The organism is Ensifer sp. GW823-FHT05D09 (assembly GCF_058795755.1).
On the sequence record NZ_JBXAIA010000003.1, the window covers coordinates 713,396 to 728,558 of the forward strand.

The following is a 15,163-nucleotide window of genomic DNA, read 5'->3' on the forward strand; positions in this document are numbered from 1 at the left end:
GCCATATGCGGTCCATCTGAGGACCCGCCAAAAACCGCCTTTTCGAGACAATGCCGTTTGCCGCTCAGAACAGGAAATAGCGCTGGGCCATCGGCAGCACGGTCGCCGGCTCGCAGGTGAGAAGCTCGCCGTCGGCACGCACCTCATAGGTCTCCGGATCGACCTCGACATGCGGGGTCAGGTTGTTGTGGATCATCGATGCCTTGCCGATGCCGCCGCGCGTGTTCCTGACCGCAACCAGCTGCTTGGCGACGCCGAGCCTGGCCGCAAGCCCGGCATCGAGCGACGCCTGCGATACGAAGGTAACGGAGGAATTCGTGCGGCTCTTGCCATAGGCGCCGAACATCGGCCGGTAGTGCACCGGCTGCGGTGTCGGGATCGAGGCGTTGGGATCGCCCATGGGTGCTGCCGCGATCGTTCCGCCGATCACCACCAGATCGGGTTTTACGCCGAAGAAGGCCGGGTTCCAGAGGACGAGGTCGGCGCGTTTGCCGACTTCGAGTGAACCGAGCTCATGGCTGAGACCATGGGCGATCGCCGGGTTGATGGTGTATTTTGCGATGTAGCGTTTGACCCGGAAATTGTCGTTGTCGCCGGTTTCCTGCGGCAGTGCGCCGCGCTGGCGCTTCATCTTGTCGGCGGTCTGCCAGGTGCGGATCGCCACCTCGCCGACACGACCCATCGCCTGGCTGTCGGACGAGATGATCGAGAAGGCGCCGATATCATGCAGGATGTCTTCGGCAGCAATCGTCTCCTTGCGGATGCGGCTTTCGGCAAAGGCGATATCTTCCGGGATCGACGGCGACAGGTGATGGCAGACCATCAGCATATCCAGGTGTTCGGCAAGCGTGTTCCTGGTGTAGGGCCGGGTCGGGTTGGTCGACGAGGGAATGACGTTCGGTTGGCCGCAGATCTTGATGATGTCGGGCGCGTGGCCACCGCCGGCGCCTTCCGTGTGGAAGGCATGAATGGTGCGGCCCCCGATCGCCGCGATCGTGTCCTCGACGAAGCCGCTCTCGTTCAGCGTATCCGTGTGGATCATCACCTGCACGTCGTACTCGTCGGCAACGCTGAGGCAGCAATCGACGGCAGCCGGCGTCGAGCCCCAGTCCTCATGCAGCTTCAGCGATGTGGCACCCGCCAGCACCATCTCCACCAGTGCGCCGGGAAGCGAGGCATTGCCCTTGCCGGCAAAGGCAAGGTTCATCGGAAAGGCATCCGCCGCCTCGATCATGCGGGCGAGATGCCAGGGGCCGGGCGTGCAGGTGGTTGCAAGCGTCCCATGCGCGGGGCCCGTGCCGCCGCCGAGCATGCAGGTGAGCCCGCTCATCAGCGCTTCCTCGATCTGCTGAGGGCAGATGAAGTGGATGTGGCTGTCCATCCCGCCAGCCGTGACGATCTTGCCCTCACCCGCGATCACCTCGGTGCCGGGGCCGACGATGATCGTCACCCCGGACTGCATGTCCGGATTGCCGGCCTTGCCGATTGCCGCGATGCGCCCGTCCTTCAAGCCGATATCGGCCTTGACGATACCCCAGTGGTCGACGATCAGCGCGTTGGTGATGACAGTGTCGACGGCACCCGACGCCCGCGTCACCTGGCTTTGGCCCATGCCGTCGCGGATGACCTTGCCGCCGCCGAATTTCACTTCCTCGCCATAGGTGGTGAAGTCCTTCTCCACCTCGATGAAAAGCTCCGTATCGGCGAGCCGAACCTTGTCGCCGACCGTCGGGCCGAACATGTTGGCATAGGCCGCGCGCGACATCTTGTAGGGCATGGGTTCAGGCTCCTTGGGACAAGTCTGACGAAGAAGAGGAGAGACGGCGAAGACGGCCTTCGGCCACAAGCGCGTCGACATAGCGACGCTCGGCGCCGAAGGGGTGCAGCGCCCAGCCGGCATGGCCGAACCCGGCAAGGACGATATCATCGTCGGCCGATGCGAAACCGGAGAGCACGTCGGCGATCACAACCATACCACTCGACGGAACGACGTAAGGGGTGGGCGCAAACTGCGCCAAATCCCCGTCCAGTTGCTCATGCGCGCCGACGGAAATGATCCGATGCGCCCGACCGGTCGACACCGCAAAACTCTCGAAACCGGCGGTATAGTCATCGCAGAAATCATCGAGGTCCGGATGCGTTTCAGCCAATGCCGCGCGCATGCCGGCAAACTTCTCAGCCGACCGCACGCACCAGATCTCGCGGGATTGGCGCACTGCGGCGCTGTTCTTCCAGCGGCCACCTCCGAGCATGGCAAGGGCCGGCCTCCCGGTATTGCAGACAGCGACGATATCGGTCTTCGTTCCACCGGCGCCAACCGACCGGCAGTCGTTGAAGCGAATAACGACGTCGGCCGCATCGATGGTGGCGGCAGCCCCCTCCGGCACCTCTCCGTTCCCGACGATCATGATGGTGCGGCGAGCCATGTGAGCTAGTTTTCCGTGGGCTCGAGCAAAGCTTTGAGTTCTTCGGTGCGCGCCGTGGTCAGTTGGGCCAGGCAGCCGGACACCAGCATCGGCTCCATCGATCCGCCCCTCGCCTCGAAGCCTGCAAGCTCGCACTGGCCGTCCCGATAGCCAATCCAGGCGCGTTGCGCCTTTTTCAACGCCTCCTCCGCACCGACATAGTCGGCGCTGATGTCGCCAAGCTCCGCGTCCTTGGCGCGCATGGCCGCGACGGTCTGCTTGTAGACGGTATTGAGTTCGGTATCGGCCGCCTCATACTCCTCGTTGGCGCAGATGTTCATATCAGCCTGCGTCGTCGCATTGCCGCAATCGACATCCTCCTGCGCCAGGGCAGGCATGGCGCCCAGCAGCAAGGCGCCGGCAACAAGCATCGTTCGCATCTTCATCTCTATAGCTTTCCCATGACCTGCTGGCGGAATCCGAAAACCTCGCGCTTGCCCGAAAGCGGAATGAGCGTGACCTGCCGTTTCTGCCCCGGCTCGAAACGCACAGCGGTGCCGGCGGGAATGTCGAGCCGCTTGCCACGGGCAGCGCTGCGGTCGAAATCGAGCCCGGCATTGGTTTCGGCAAAATGGTAGTGGCTGCCGACCTGCACCGGCCGGTCGCCGGTGTTGGAAACCTCGATGGTGACCGTCTCCAGCCCGTGGTTGAGTTCGATTTCGCCGCTTGCGGCAATGAATTCCCCTGGGATCATGTCTTGCTCACTCCCCTCTCAAGCCGCGTCGGCGTCGGCGCAGCCTTGCGGCTTCAGCACCCGTTCGGTCGATGCCGGATATTTCACAAGCAGCGCGGCGGGTCGCACCGGGCGACGGGTAAACTCGCCGCCGCAGTTCGGGCAGGATCCGCCGAGCTTGCCTTCGACGCAATCGGCGCAGAAGGTGCACTCGAAGGTGCAGATCATCGCTTCGCGGCTGTCGGGCGGCAGATCCTTGTCGCAGCATTCGCAATTCGGGCGCAGTGCCAGCATCTTCCAGCCTCCTCAGCGGATCGGTTCGTGCACGGTGACGAGCTTGGTGCCGTCAGGGAAGGTCGCCTCCACCTGGATGTCGTGGATCATTTCGGCAATGCCTTCCATCACCTGCGCCCGGGTAATCACATGGGCGCCCGCCTCCATCAATTCCGCGACCGATCGGCCGTCACGCGCGCCTTCGACGACGAAGTCGGTGATCAGTGCGATCGCTTCTGGATGGTTGAGCTTGACGCCGCGCTCCAGGCGACGACGGGCAACCATCGCGGCCATGGAAATCAACAGCTTGTCCTTTTCGCGCGGGGTAAGATTCATGCGTCGCCACCGGTTTGATTGCGGATTAGAGGACCCAGACTTTCGGCACTGTCTTCTGCTTGCGCAAGTGCGAAATGACCGGAATGAGGGTTTTTCTGAGCGAGAAGCCGTCGGCTGCCGCAAAGCGCCCGACCAGCTTGTCGCGGCCGGCGATCTGGATGTGGCTGACACCTCCACCCGCCTCAGTGTCGATGAGCGTGCGCAGCTGCGGAAGCAGCATCTCGCAATCGGGTCCGGTGTAAAACAGCGTCGCAAACGCCACGCGACCACGAAGGATGGCAGTCCGGGCGACAAGGGCGGCGATATCGTCGGCAAAGGTCAGGTTTTCCGCGTGCAGCAACCTGTCATCGACGCGAATGCGCCAGCGGTCGCGAAAGAGGCCCGCCTGCATCACCTCACCCATGGCCTTGCGGCCGAGAAGCACGGCCTCGACGGCCAGCAATGTCGCGTCGCCGTCAAGCTCGACGTCGAGCGAGCGCGTCAGCGACGCCCGATCGAACAGGATCGTTTCCTGCGGCAGCCAGTCGACCCGCGCTCCGGCCGCCACCTTGATGCGTGTCGCGACCTCGACCGTGCCGGCACTTGCCTTATAGATCTTCTCGCAGGCCTGCGTGGTGACGGTCAGCTCGGTCGCGGGACCGGCTTCGATCTCCCAGTCCATGCGGTCGCCGCCGGTGAGCCCACCCGACGAATTGATCAGTACGGCTTCCATGGAACTGTCGAAGGTTTTCGGCAGCCGGATCTTGGCGCAGCCCTCCTGGTAAAGCTCGGCAATACGCGTGCGCCCGACGGCCGCTTTCGCGACCAGCCGTCCCTTTCCGAATGCCCGCTGCGGGGCGATGCTTGCCGCATTGCTCATATTCATCGTACGACATCGTCGGTATCCTGAGGCGCCAAGTCAAGCTGTTGTTTTGCAAAGAAAATCAGCAGCGTGGTCGCTTTATGAGCAGCGGGTGCTCATCAAACAGCCACCCTCTCAGGCGACCCTGTCCGGCGGCTCGCGCCCGTCGAAGAAGGCAGTGATGTTGTCGACCACCTTCATGCCCATGGCAACGCGCGTTTCCTCGGTCGCACTGCCCAGATGCGGCAGCAGGACGACGTTCTCGAGCGCCCTTAACCCGGCCGGTACGTTTGGTTCGGCCTCGAAGACGTCGAGGCCGGCGCCCCTGATCACGCCGTTCGTCAACGCCTCGATCAGTGCCGGCTCATCAACCACGTCGCCGCGCGCGGTGTTGACGAGATAGGCTGCCTTTTTCATCTTCGCCAGACGCTCAGCATTGATGAGATGCCGGTTCTCGCCGCCACCCGGGCAATGCAGCGAAACGAAGTCGGCGACCTCAAGCACCTCGTCGACGGTATCGAGCTGGCGCGCGCCGTAGCGCGCGGCTTCCGCCGCATCGACGCGCGAGCGGTTGTAGAACACCACCTCCATGTCGAAGCCAAAATGACAGCGTTTCGCCATCGCCTTGCCGATGCGGCCGAAACCGATGATGCCGAGCGTCTTGCCGGTCACTTTGGCTCCGATCATGTGCGTCGGCCGCCAGCCGGCCCATTCGCCCGCCCTGATCTGGCGCTCGCCCTCGCCCGCCCGTCGCGCAACGGTCAGCAGCAACGTCATGGCGATGTCGGCGGTGCAATCGGTCAGAACGCCGGGCGTGTTGGTAACAACGATACCGGCGGCCTTGGCGGCGGCGACGTCGATGTGGTTGTAACCGACGCCGTAGTTGCCGAGGATCCCTGCCCTGATGCCGCCACCGTCAAACAGGCTTGCCGGCAGGCGGTCGGAAACCGTCGGCAGCACGGCATCAAAATCGCGTAGCGCCTGCGCCAGCTGATCCGCCGACATCGGTGCATCGTTCTCGTTCAGCAAGACATCGAACCGCTCGGCCAACGCGCGCTCGACCGCATGCGGCCATCTGCGGGTGACGAGAATGCGCGGCTTGGAACTCATGGGGCAACCTCTGAAAACAGAATCGTTCGGCGATAGTGCACGAAATGGCAGCGAGGGACAGCCTTGCGCTGGCGCATGTCGCGCAAAAGTGTGCCGCGGTTTTGCGATAACGACATGCGCAAAAACAAGAACTTAAAGCGCGCCAAGCGAATCTGAAAGATCGCGGCGCGATTTTGCGGAGCGAAAGCCGCGTTGCGCGAGCCCCTGCTCGCGTAGAGCACGTTGTCGAAGCGTCACCACATCCGCCGAGACACTCGTCCAGACGCGAAAAGCCCGGCGATCGCTCGCCGGGCTTTCGAAGTTCTGACGTGGTTCAACGAACCTCGAAGCGAGATTTACTCGTTTTCGAAGTAGCTGTACTTGCCGTCTTCACCCTTCTTCCAGGTGTACATGACGTAGTCCGGACGGGTGATGTCGCCCTTTTCGTCATAGCCGAGTTCGCCGATGGCGGTCTTGAACGGGCCCTTGGCCTTGATCGCTTCGGCAACGGCCTGCGGATCGGTGGTGCCGCCAGCCTTGGCAGCTTCAGCCACAACCTGCAGAGCAGCGTAGGCGTAGAGCGTGTAGGCTTCCGGCTCAAAGCCGGCAGCGCGGAACTTTTCGACGAGTTCCTTGGCAGCCGGGTTCTTGCGCGGATCCGGAGCAAACGTCATCAGCGTGCCGTCAACGGCGTCGCCGGCGATGGAAGCCAGTTCGTTCGAAACGATACCGTCGCCCGACATCAGGGTAGCCTTGAGGCCCTGGTCCTTCATCTGGCGCATGATCAGGCCGGCTTCGGTGTGCAGACCGCCGTAGTAGACGATCGAGACGCCGGCTTCCTTCATCTTGGCGATAAGGGCCGAGAAGTCCTTGTCGCCGGTGTTGATGCCTTCATAGAGGGCTTCATTGAGGCCGGCTTCGTTCATCGACTTCTTGGTTTCATCGGCAAGGCCCTGACCATAAGGGGTCTTGTCGTGAATGACGGCGATCTTGGCGTCCTTGTGGTTGGCAGCAAGGAAGGCGCCGGCAACGGCACCCTGCTGGTCGTCACGACCGCAGGTGCGGAAGGTGTTCCAGAGGCCGCGTTCGGTGAACTGCGGGTTGGTGGAAGCCGGCGTTACCTGCAGGATGCCGTTTTCGGCATAGACTTCGGAAGCCGGGATGGACACGCCCGAGTTGAAGTGGCCGACAACGAACTTCACGCCGTCAGCAACGAACTTGTTGGCGACCGACACGCCCTGCTTGGCGTCGGAAACGTCGTCGCCGAGCACAACCTTGATCTGTTCCCCATTGATGCCACCGGCAGCATTGATGTCTGCAGCAGCCTGTTCGGCACCTTTCTGCAGCTGTGCGCCGAAGGCAGCGTTCGGGCCCGTCAGCGGGCCAGCAACGCCAACGAGAATATCAGCCCATGCGGTGCCGCTGAAAGCGACCATCGCCGACAGGGCAACGGCCGACAGAAGAGACTTTTTCATTTTGTTACTCCCAATTATCCGAGCGGGTCTCGTTACCAACCTGCGCAATGCCCACCGTAATTCGCGCCGGTATTTCTTTCGCACCGGCCGCGGCGGCCGGCGCGCGCTGTTCCCTTTATTTGGCTTTCCAGGAGAAAGGCGAAGCCTTCTCATAGAGCCAATAGTAGTTATTGGTCATTTGCTTGGTCCGGTAGTACCGGAAACCTACGGTAGCAAACAACAAAAGTACGACCGTGTCTACGATATAGTAATGCAGACTGAACATCGTGCCTTCGAAGAGGGCGTGGTGCACAAACCGAATACCAAGCCCCAAAAGCGCCACGTAGACAAAGAGGCGCGGAAGCTCCTCCCAGCCCTCGGCGACACTCTTTCCCGTCCTCCACGCGGTCCAGCCGCCCAGAACACAGGTGATGAAAAGAAACTGCCAGATCGACACTTCTTCGTAGAGAATACCCTGCATGTCACAAACTCCAGATGCGGCGCATCAGTGGCGGCCGCCTTCAAGATAGGCCGCGCGGACTTCCGGATTGGCGAGCAGTTCCTTGCCCGAGCCGCTCATCGTCACGCGGCCGTTGACCATCACGTAACCGCGGTCGGAAAGCTTCAAGGCGCCGAACGCATTCTGCTCGACGAGGAACACGGTGAGCCCCTCTTCCTTGTTCAGCTTCTTGATGGCTTCGAAGATGCCCTTGACGATCAGCGGTGCCAGGCCGAGCGAGGGTTCGTCCAGCAACAGGAGTTTCGGACGCGCCATCAGCGCGCGGGCGATCGACAACATTTGCTGCTCGCCGCCGGACAGCGTGCCGCCGCGTTGAGCCTGACGCTCCTTCAGCCGCGGGAACAGCGTGAACACTTTCTCGACGTCCTGGCTGAAGTGCTTGAGATTGTCGAGGCTTGCGCCCATCTGCAGGTTTTCGAACACGGTCATCCGCGGGAAGATACGACGACCTTCCGGCGACTGCGCGATGCGCAGACGTGCGATCTCGTGCGTCGGCATGCGGGTAATGTCCTCGCCTTCGAAGATGACCGCGCCGGTGCGGGCCTGCGGGCTGCCGCAGATCGTCATCATCAAGGTCGATTTGCCGGCGCCGTTGGCGCCGATCAGGCAGACGATTTCACCGCGGTGCACTTCGACATCGACGCCGCTCAGCGCCCGGATATTGCCGTAGTAGGTTTCGACGGCCTTTACTTGCAGGAGAGGCGCACTCATTTCTTGGAGCCTCCCTGTCCGCCTTCGATTTCCTCGATTTGCTCGATCACCTCTTCAACCTCTTCATCCTCGACACCCAGATAGGCCGCAATGACCCGCGGATCGTTCTTCACGAAATCCGGGTTGCCGTCGGAAATCTTCTGGCCGTATTCCAAAACGACCACGTGGTCGGAAATCTCCATGACCACCGACATGTCGTGCTCGATCAGCAGGATCGACGTGCCGGTTTCGGCGCGAATGCCCCGCAGTAGCTCATTGAGCGCCAAGGATTCACGCGGGTTGAGGCCGGCGGCCGGCTCGTCGAGGCACAGAAGCTCAGGCCCGGTGCACATGGCACGGGCGATTTCGAGCCGTCGTTGAGCGCCATAGGGCAGATCGCCGGCCGGATCATCGGCGCGATCGACCAGCGATGCCTTTTCCAGCCAATGGCGCGCAAGCTCGATCGATTCCTTCGAGGCCTGCTTGTAGGCGGGAAAGCCGAGCAGCCCGAGGAAGGTATAACCGGATGCCTGCATCAGCTTGTTGTGCTGCGCAACCAGCAGGTTTTCGAGCACCGTCAGACCGGAGAACATCCGGATGTTCTGGAACGTGCGTGCGACCTTGGCATGCTTGGTGATCTCGAAATCCGGCAGGCGCTCCAGCAAATATTCCTTACCGGACTTCTGCTTCATGGTGATCATGCCCATCGTCGGCTTGTAGAAGCCGGTGATGCAGTTGAACACCGTGGTCTTGCCGGCTCCGTTCGGGCCGATCAGCGCGGTGATGTCACCGCGATAGGCTTCGAAGGAGAAGTCGTTGATGGCCATGAGACCGCCGAAGCGCATCGACAGGTGCTCAACCGAGAGAATGGGGTCTTTTTTCATTGTCGTTGTCTCGAGGGCCATCAGCCATGCCCTTCCTTGGTAAAGCTGCCGGAGATCGCCTTGCGTTCGCGCAGGAACGCCGTCGGTTCACGCGAGCCGACGAAGCCCCGCGGTTTCCAGACCATGACGACGACCATCGCCAGACCGAAGATCAGCATGCGGTAGAGTTCAGGCGTGAAGTCCGGCCCGAAGACCGCCTTCAGGAAGGAAAGTTCGCGCAGGATTTCCGTGCCGCCGATCATCGCCACTGCGGCAATGGCGATGCCGGTCAGCGAACCCATGCCGCCGAGAACCACGATCGCCAGGATAACGGCGGATTCGAGGAAGACGAAGGATTCCGGCGAAACGAAGCCCTGGCGCACGGCGAAGAACGAGCCGGCAATGCCGCCAAACATGGCGCCCGTGGCAAAAGCCGTCAGCTTGGTTGTGACCGTGTTGATGCCGAGCGAGCGGCAGGCAATCTCGTCTTCGCGCAGCGCCTCCCAGGCGCGACCGATCGGCATGCGGCGAAGGCGAATGGTGACATAGGCAGTCAGAAGCGCGAGCGCCAGGATCAGGTAGAACAGGAAGATCTTGTAATAGGCCGACGACATGGGAAGCCCCATCAACGCCGCAAAACCGTCCTTGGATGCGTCGAACTTGATGCCGAACAGCGTTGCCTTGGCGATACCGGAGACGCCGAACGTCCCCTTGGTCACCTCGGTCCAGTTTATGAGCACAAGCCGGATGATTTCCCCGAAGGCGAGCGTGACGATCGCGAGATAATCACCCCTCAGCCTCAAGACCGGGAAGCCGAGGATCATGCCCCAGAAGGCGGCAAGGATACCGGCGACCGGCAGCAGGATCCAGAAGGAAAGCCCGAAATAGGTGGACAGCAGCGCGTAGGAATAGGCGCCGACCGCGTAGAAAGCGACATAGCCAAGGTCGAGCAGGCCAGCGAGACCGACGACGATGTTGAGGCCCCAGGCGAGCATCACGTAGATCAGGATCTGAACACCGAAGTTATCGACCCATTTCAGCGAACCCTGAACACCGACAAGTGCAACGATGACCGGCGGATAGAGAATGAGCGCTGCAATGGCGATCTTCGAGAAGTTCCGCTTGAAGAAGGTCTCTTCCTTGACGACGTCCTCGGCCTCTGCCTTGGCCGCCTTGCGGCGCGCCATGGCGGGCTGGATATAGGCGACCATCAGGAACCGGCCGACGGCCGCGACGATCACGAAGATCGCAAGCAGTCCCCAGCGCTGGTTCAGCACCAGTTCGTTGCGAATGTTCTGGTCGGTTTTCAGACCGACGAACAGCACGAAGAGGCCGAGAGAGATCAGGCCCGCGAAGACAGCCTCGCGCAGGGCCCGCGCCGTCAGCTCACTGCCGGCGCTTGCAGATGTAGAAGCAATGTTTGCCATTGAATTATACCTTCTCGACTTCCGGTCGTCCGAGTATGCCAGACGGCTTGAAGATCAGGACGATTGCGAGAATGGAGAACGTCGCAACATCCTTGTAGTCGATGGTGAAATAAGCGGACCAGAGGGACTCGATGAGGCCGATCAGCAGTCCGCCGAGAACAGCGCCCGGCAAGGAGCCGATGCCGCCAAGAACTGCCGCAGTAAAGGCCTTGACCCCTGGAACAAATCCGTCGGTAAAGACGACCACACCATAATACATCAAGTACATGGTGCCGGCGACAGCAGCGAGTGCCGCGCCCATGATGAAGGTCACCGAGATGGTACGATCGACGTCGACGCCGAGCAATGCCGCCATCTTGCGGTCCTGTTCGGTCGCCCGCTGGGCCCGCCCGAGCGGCGTCTTGTTGACGATGTACCAAAACACGGACAAGAGGATCGCCGTGATGATGATGATGATGATCTGCTTCAGCGAAATCGTGATGCCGAGAACCTCGTAGACCGAGGACACCAGCGGCGGGATCGGCTTGTTGCGCGGACCCTGCGTCACCTGGATGAAGTTCGACAGTGCGATCGACATGCCGATTGCCGTGATCAGCGGCGCCAGGCGGAACGATCCGCGCAGCGGCCGGTAGGCCACCCGCTCGATGGTCCAGTTCCAGAGCGCTGCCGTCAGCATGCCGACGACCATCATCAGCAGCAGGGCAAGTACAACCGGTATGCCGGCCATGAATGTTGTGAGAAGCAGAAAGACAATCAAAGCGGCGAAACCGCCGAGCATGAAGATATCGCCGTGGGCGAAGTTGATCATGCCAATGATGCCGTAGACCATGGTATAACCAATTGCGATCATACCATAAATAGACCCAAGAGTCAGCCCGTTGACGAGCTGCTGGACGAAATACTCCATCAATCTTCCCCTGGACCAGATCCATAAGGTCCGGTCTCTTGTTTTTTGAGCTCATTGTTGAGCGTTCTGTTTGATCGATTCCATACCTCTTTCAAACGAAAAGAAAAGCTAAAAAACGTGGGACCGGCAAAATCTTCGCCGATAAAATCGATTTGACGCTTTTGAAGTCAAAAAAAACAAAAAAAATGCACGTCTCGCCTGCGCAATAGTCAACTTTAGTCTAAAACCTCGTGCAGTCCCGGCTGTGGATGAATCGGCAAGCAACAAGACCAGCTTGCCGATCCGACCTCCTCAGGCACGCATGCGTTGACCATTTGCGTCGAACAATGGGTAGGGTTGCAGCCGCGCCGGCAGGATCTCGCCGAGCAGTTCGATCGCCCAGCCCCCCTGCTCATCGGCGATCTCCTTGGGCACGTAGCCGAGCGCCACCGACACGCCGCTGGCATGCGCATAGCCGCCCGATGTCACCCAGCCACGCACGGCGCCGTCGAAGTAGATCGGTTCGTCGCCGATGACATCGGCATCACGTGTCTCAATCAGGAAGGTGCGCAAACGAAGCCGCCCGCCTTCGGCCTTCTCGGCGATTGCCGCCGCCTTTCCGATGAAATCCGTGGGTTTGCCGAGCGCCACGAACCGATCGAGCCCGGCCTCCAGCGGACCGTAGAGCGGCCGATATTCGCGCGACCAGCTGCCGAACGATTTTTCGACCCGAAGCGCGTTCAGGGCACGAAGGCCAAACAGCCGGATGCCGGATGCAGCCCCCTTTTCCAGAATCAGATCGAACAGGTAGCGCTGATATTCCGGCTTCATCCAGATCTCGTAGCCGAGATCGCCAGTATAGCTGACGCGGCCGACGATAACAGGCGCCATGCCGAGATCCATCCGGCGAATGTCCATAAAGGCAAAGGCCGAATCACCGACGTCGAGATGGGTCAGCGCCGCCAGCACGTCCCGCGCCTTCGGCCCGGCGATCGACAGACCGACCAATTCGAGCTTCAGCGGGCGGATCGAGACCGAGCCATCGTCCGGTAGATGCGCCTCGAACCAGCGCATATGGTAATCCTCGGCGATGCCGGAGCCGATAAGGAGGAACTCCTGCTCGCCAAGCCTGGCAAGCGTGAAGTCGCCGATCAGCTTGCCGTCATCCTTCAGCATCGGCGCCAGCGACATCCGGCCTTTCGCCGGGATACGGCAGGCGAGCATCCGGTCGAGCCAGGCTTGCGCCCCCACCCCCTTGATCTCGTATTTGGCAAAACCGGAGGTTTCCATCAGCCCGACTGAGGTGCGCACCGCGCGGGCTTCATCGCCGACGGTGGCGAAATCGGTCGAGCGGCGCCAGGAGAAGTGATCCTCGACACCGGCGGGCGCAAACCAGAGCGGCGTCTCCAGGCCATAGGACGCGCCGAACACGGCACCGGCCGCCTTCAGCCTGTCGTAAATCGGCGTCGTCAACAGCGGCCTGCCGGCCGGCAATTCCTCGTTGGGATAGCGGATCGAGAAACGCCGCGAATAGTTCTCGCGAACCTTGGCGTTGGTATAGGCAAGCGTGGCGAAATCGCCGTAGCGCGCCACGTCCATGGCGAAGACATCGAAGCCCGGATCGCCTTCGATGATCCAGTTGGCAAGCGCCAGTCCGACGCCTCCGCCCTGGCTGAAGCCAGCCATGACGGCGCAGGCCGACCAGAAATTGCGCAAGCCCCTAACCGGCCCGACCAGTGGGTTTCCGTCCGGCGAAAAGGTGAAGGGGCCGTTGATGACCTTCTTGATGCCGGCCTTGTTGAAGGCCGGGAAATGCCGGAAACCGACTTCAAGCTCCGGCGAAATGCGGTCGATATCTTCGGCGAGAAGTTCATGGCCGAAATCCCAGGGCGTCGTTACCGGCGACCACGGGCGGCAGGCTTTCTCATAGGTGCCCATCAGCATGCCCTGACGTTCCTGACGCAGATAGATCTCGCCATCGAAATCGACGCAGTGCATCAGCTCCTTGCCGCGCGTCTGGTTGAACTCGATGACTTCGGGCATGTCCTCGGTGATGAGGTACATGTGTTCCATCGCCAGCACCGGCAGCTCCAGCCCGACCATGCGCCCGACCTCGCGCGCCCAGAGACCGGCGGCATTGACCACATGCTCGGCGATGATCTCGCCCTGATTGGTGATGACGCGCCAGGAGCCGTCCTCGCGCTGCACCAGATCCTCGACCTTGGTGTGCAGGTGGATCTCGGCGCCATTCTTCTTGGCCGACTTGGCATAGGCATGGGTGGTGCCATAGGGATCGAGATGGCCCTCGACCGGGTCGAACACCGCGCCGACGAACTGATCGGGGTCGAGCAGCGGCATCAGGTCATGCGCTTCCTTCGGCGTCAGCAGCTCGGCTTCGAGCCCCATGTAACGGCCCTTGGCGAGGATCGACTTCATCCAGTCGAAACGCTCCTTGGTCGCAGCCAGCATCATGCCCGAGGTCATGTGCAGCCCGATATCCTGACCGGAATAGTCCTCGATCTCCTTGTAGAGCTCGACGGTGTATTTCTGCAGCTTGGCGACGTTGGGGTCGCCGTTGATCGTGTGCATGCCGCCGGCCGCGTGCCAGGTCGAGCCGGAGGTCAGCTCCGACCGCTCCAGGAGCACCACATCGGTCCAGCCGAACTTCGTCAGGTGATAGAGGATCGAGCAACCGACAACGCCGCCACCGATGACGACGACTCTGGCATGGCTTTTCATGCGCGCACTCCGCTTTCCCGCGCATCCGGGTGGTACGCGGCTCAGTTTTCAAGGGAAAAGGATCAGGCACGACTGCCGTCCGCCGAGGTCCGCTCCTGTACTGGAACGGCAAGTGGCGAACACGCAGAAGCCTAGTCAGAAAGACGGCTGCGATAAAGACGTGGCTGCGAAGGACGCTTGTCCGTTTCCGCCATCCGCTGGCGGATCGGCGACCCAAATGCGGCATACGATGCCGCATTTGTTTTTAGAGCGCCGCACGTCCGTCCGGACGTGCAAAGGTCGCTCGCAGATCTAAAACGCGGTGCCCAGGACCGAAAACCGAATCGAACTTCGGTCCTGGGCGCTATTCGGAGAAAGCAGCCGAAAGATCGAACGGACGACCCATCGTCATCAGGTCCTCGAACAACGATTCGGCAAAGCTGCGCGAAACGATCAGCTCGAAGACATCCTCACCGGTGCGCGCCAGGTTGATGGCAATATGGCCACACAGCACGTTGGTGCTGCCGCCGAGCACGAAGGCCGCAGGGTGAAGATCAACGCCAATGCCCTTGGCAAGGATCTGCCGCGCCGACGGCCCGGAAAGGCGCATGAGAACGCGGCCGTCGCTGTGGTCGACCACATGCGCCTGCGTGCCGCACAGCATGTCGAGACGGCGCATGAGCCCGACAGGCGTGTCGACGCCGGACACCACCAGCCACTCGCCCGGCCCGCAATAACGCAGCGACAGGTCAGGCGTCGACGAAAGCGCCCGCTCCACCGCCGCGTCCAGCCCGACATGGGCGAGCACCGTAGCAATCGCCTGCCAATGGCCGACTTCGAGGTGATCCGCATGCGCGGGCTTCGGTGCACCGCGCAGCTTCTGGTCGAGCGCGTGGCGGTTGTTGTAATCGCGAACCATCAGCGCCTC

16 protein-coding genes are annotated in these 15,163 nt (G+C 61.6%); all 16 read right to left on the bottom strand.

The genetic code is table 11. From position 1 onward, the window contains the following. Positions 1–64 precede the first annotated feature (64 nt). The gene (gene ureC, locus AC1Q80_RS13795; RefSeq protein ID WP_492360744.1) at positions 65–1,777 is read right to left on the bottom strand and encodes an urease subunit alpha; all 1,713 of its coding nucleotides are present in this window, start codon (positions 1,775–1,777) and stop codon (positions 65–67) included. Between the two features lie 4 nt (positions 1,778–1,781). Beyond that, complete coding sequence (locus AC1Q80_RS13800) at positions 1,782–2,426, bottom strand: Urease operon accessory protein (protein WP_492360745.1); 645 nt, start codon at positions 2,424–2,426, stop codon at positions 1,782–1,784. 5 nt (positions 2,427–2,431) lie between these two features. Continuing rightward, positions 2,432–2,845 (bottom strand): lysozyme inhibitor LprI family protein, encoded by a 414-nt coding sequence (locus tag AC1Q80_RS13805; RefSeq protein ID WP_173423894.1) that lies wholly within the window; start codon positions 2,843–2,845, stop codon positions 2,432–2,434. Between the two features lie 8 nt (positions 2,846–2,853). After that, complete coding sequence (locus AC1Q80_RS13810) at positions 2,854–3,159, bottom strand: urease subunit beta (RefSeq protein WP_492360746.1); 306 nt, start codon at positions 3,157–3,159, stop codon at positions 2,854–2,856. An 18-nt stretch (positions 3,160–3,177) separates the two neighbouring features. After that, a complete protein-coding gene (locus AC1Q80_RS13815; RefSeq protein ID WP_173423892.1) occupies positions 3,178–3,432 on the bottom strand; it encodes a DUF1272 domain-containing protein in 255 nt (84 codons plus the stop codon). A 12-nt stretch (positions 3,433–3,444) separates the two neighbouring features. Continuing rightward, positions 3,445–3,747 carry an urease subunit gamma gene (locus AC1Q80_RS13820; protein WP_025428139.1) on the bottom strand — a complete coding sequence of 101 codons (303 nt, stop codon included), beginning with the start codon at positions 3,745–3,747 and terminating at the stop codon, positions 3,445–3,447. Positions 3,748–3,772: 25 nt separating this feature from the next. Then, positions 3,773–4,606, bottom strand: coding sequence for an urease accessory protein UreD (locus AC1Q80_RS13825; protein ID WP_492360804.1), 834 nt, complete (start codon positions 4,604–4,606; stop codon positions 3,773–3,775). Between the two features lie 117 nt (positions 4,607–4,723). Further along, positions 4,724–5,698, bottom strand: coding sequence for a 2-hydroxyacid dehydrogenase (locus tag AC1Q80_RS13830; RefSeq protein WP_492360747.1), 975 nt, complete (start codon positions 5,696–5,698; stop codon positions 4,724–4,726). A 335-nt stretch (positions 5,699–6,033) separates the two neighbouring features. Then, the gene (locus AC1Q80_RS13835; protein WP_025428142.1) at positions 6,034–7,152 is read right to left on the bottom strand and encodes a branched-chain amino acid ABC transporter substrate-binding protein; all 1,119 of its coding nucleotides are present in this window, start codon (positions 7,150–7,152) and stop codon (positions 6,034–6,036) included. A gap of 115 nt (positions 7,153–7,267) precedes the next feature. Then, positions 7,268–7,612 carry a DUF6867 family protein gene (locus AC1Q80_RS13840; protein WP_173423889.1) on the bottom strand — a complete coding sequence of 115 codons (345 nt, stop codon included), beginning with the start codon at positions 7,610–7,612 and terminating at the stop codon, positions 7,268–7,270. A gap of 24 nt (positions 7,613–7,636) precedes the next feature. After that, positions 7,637–8,362 carry an ABC transporter ATP-binding protein gene (locus tag AC1Q80_RS13845; protein WP_173423888.1) on the bottom strand — a complete coding sequence of 242 codons (726 nt, stop codon included), beginning with the start codon at positions 8,360–8,362 and terminating at the stop codon, positions 7,637–7,639. After that, complete coding sequence (locus AC1Q80_RS13850; protein ID WP_209791085.1) at positions 8,359–9,246, bottom strand: ABC transporter ATP-binding protein; 888 nt, start codon at positions 9,244–9,246, stop codon at positions 8,359–8,361. The genes AC1Q80_RS13845 and AC1Q80_RS13850 overlap by 4 nt, the downstream gene beginning before the upstream one ends. Further along, entirely contained in the window at positions 9,246–10,631 is a 1,386-nt protein-coding gene (livM, locus tag AC1Q80_RS13855; protein ID WP_492360748.1) for a high-affinity branched-chain amino acid ABC transporter permease LivM, read from the bottom strand. Before livM ends, AC1Q80_RS13850 begins: the two co-directional genes overlap by 1 nt. 4 nt (positions 10,632–10,635) lie before the next feature. Next, positions 10,636–11,538 carry a branched-chain amino acid ABC transporter permease gene (locus AC1Q80_RS13860; protein ID WP_492360749.1) on the bottom strand — a complete coding sequence of 301 codons (903 nt, stop codon included), beginning with the start codon at positions 11,536–11,538 and terminating at the stop codon, positions 10,636–10,638. A 291-nt stretch (positions 11,539–11,829) separates the two neighbouring features. Then, positions 11,830–14,256, bottom strand: coding sequence for a GcvT family protein (locus AC1Q80_RS13865; RefSeq protein WP_492360750.1), 2,427 nt, complete (start codon positions 14,254–14,256; stop codon positions 11,830–11,832). Between the two features lie 343 nt (positions 14,257–14,599). After that, a complete protein-coding gene (locus tag AC1Q80_RS13870; RefSeq protein ID WP_492360751.1) occupies positions 14,600–15,154 on the bottom strand; it encodes a sarcosine oxidase subunit gamma in 555 nt (184 codons plus the stop codon). Between the last annotated feature and the right edge of the window lie 9 nt (positions 15,155–15,163).

Bases quoted from the DNA above. Each gene is read 5' to 3' on its own strand.
- ureC (WP_492360744.1), bottom strand. From the start codon at position 1,777: ATGCCCTACAAGATGTCGCGCGCGGCCTATGCCAACATGTTCGGCCCG.
- AC1Q80_RS13800 (WP_492360745.1), bottom strand. From the start codon at position 2,426: ATGGCTCGCCGCACCATCATGATCGTCGGGAACGGAGAGGTGCCGGAG.
- AC1Q80_RS13805 (WP_173423894.1), bottom strand. From the start codon at position 2,845: ATGCGAACGATGCTTGTTGCCGGCGCCTTGCTGCTGGGCGCCATGCCT.
- AC1Q80_RS13810 (WP_492360746.1), bottom strand. From the start codon at position 3,159: ATGATCCCAGGGGAATTCATTGCCGCAAGCGGCGAAATCGAACTCAAC.
- AC1Q80_RS13815 (WP_173423892.1), bottom strand. From the start codon at position 3,432: ATGCTGGCACTGCGCCCGAATTGCGAATGCTGCGACAAGGATCTGCCG.
- AC1Q80_RS13820 (WP_025428139.1), bottom strand. From the start codon at position 3,747: ATGAATCTTACCCCGCGCGAAAAGGACAAGCTGTTGATTTCCATGGCC.
- AC1Q80_RS13825 (WP_492360804.1), bottom strand. From the start codon at position 4,606: ATGAGCAATGCGGCAAGCATCGCCCCGCAGCGGGCATTCGGAAAGGGA.
- AC1Q80_RS13830 (WP_492360747.1), bottom strand. From the start codon at position 5,698: ATGAGTTCCAAGCCGCGCATTCTCGTCACCCGCAGATGGCCGCATGCG.
- AC1Q80_RS13835 (WP_025428142.1), bottom strand. From the start codon at position 7,152: ATGAAAAAGTCTCTTCTGTCGGCCGTTGCCCTGTCGGCGATGGTCGCT.
- AC1Q80_RS13840 (WP_173423889.1), bottom strand. From the start codon at position 7,612: ATGCAGGGTATTCTCTACGAAGAAGTGTCGATCTGGCAGTTTCTTTTC.
- AC1Q80_RS13845 (WP_173423888.1), bottom strand. From the start codon at position 8,362: ATGAGTGCGCCTCTCCTGCAAGTAAAGGCCGTCGAAACCTACTACGGC.
- AC1Q80_RS13850 (WP_209791085.1), bottom strand. From the start codon at position 9,246: ATGGCCCTCGAGACAACGACAATGAAAAAAGACCCCATTCTCTCGGTT.
- livM (WP_492360748.1), bottom strand. From the start codon at position 10,631: ATGGCAAACATTGCTTCTACATCTGCAAGCGCCGGCAGTGAGCTGACG.
- AC1Q80_RS13860 (WP_492360749.1), bottom strand. From the start codon at position 11,538: ATGGAGTATTTCGTCCAGCAGCTCGTCAACGGGCTGACTCTTGGGTCT.
- AC1Q80_RS13865 (WP_492360750.1), bottom strand. From the start codon at position 14,256: ATGAAAAGCCATGCCAGAGTCGTCGTCATCGGTGGCGGCGTTGTCGGT.
- AC1Q80_RS13870 (WP_492360751.1), bottom strand. From the start codon at position 15,154: ATGGTTCGCGATTACAACAACCGCCACGCGCTCGACCAGAAGCTGCGC.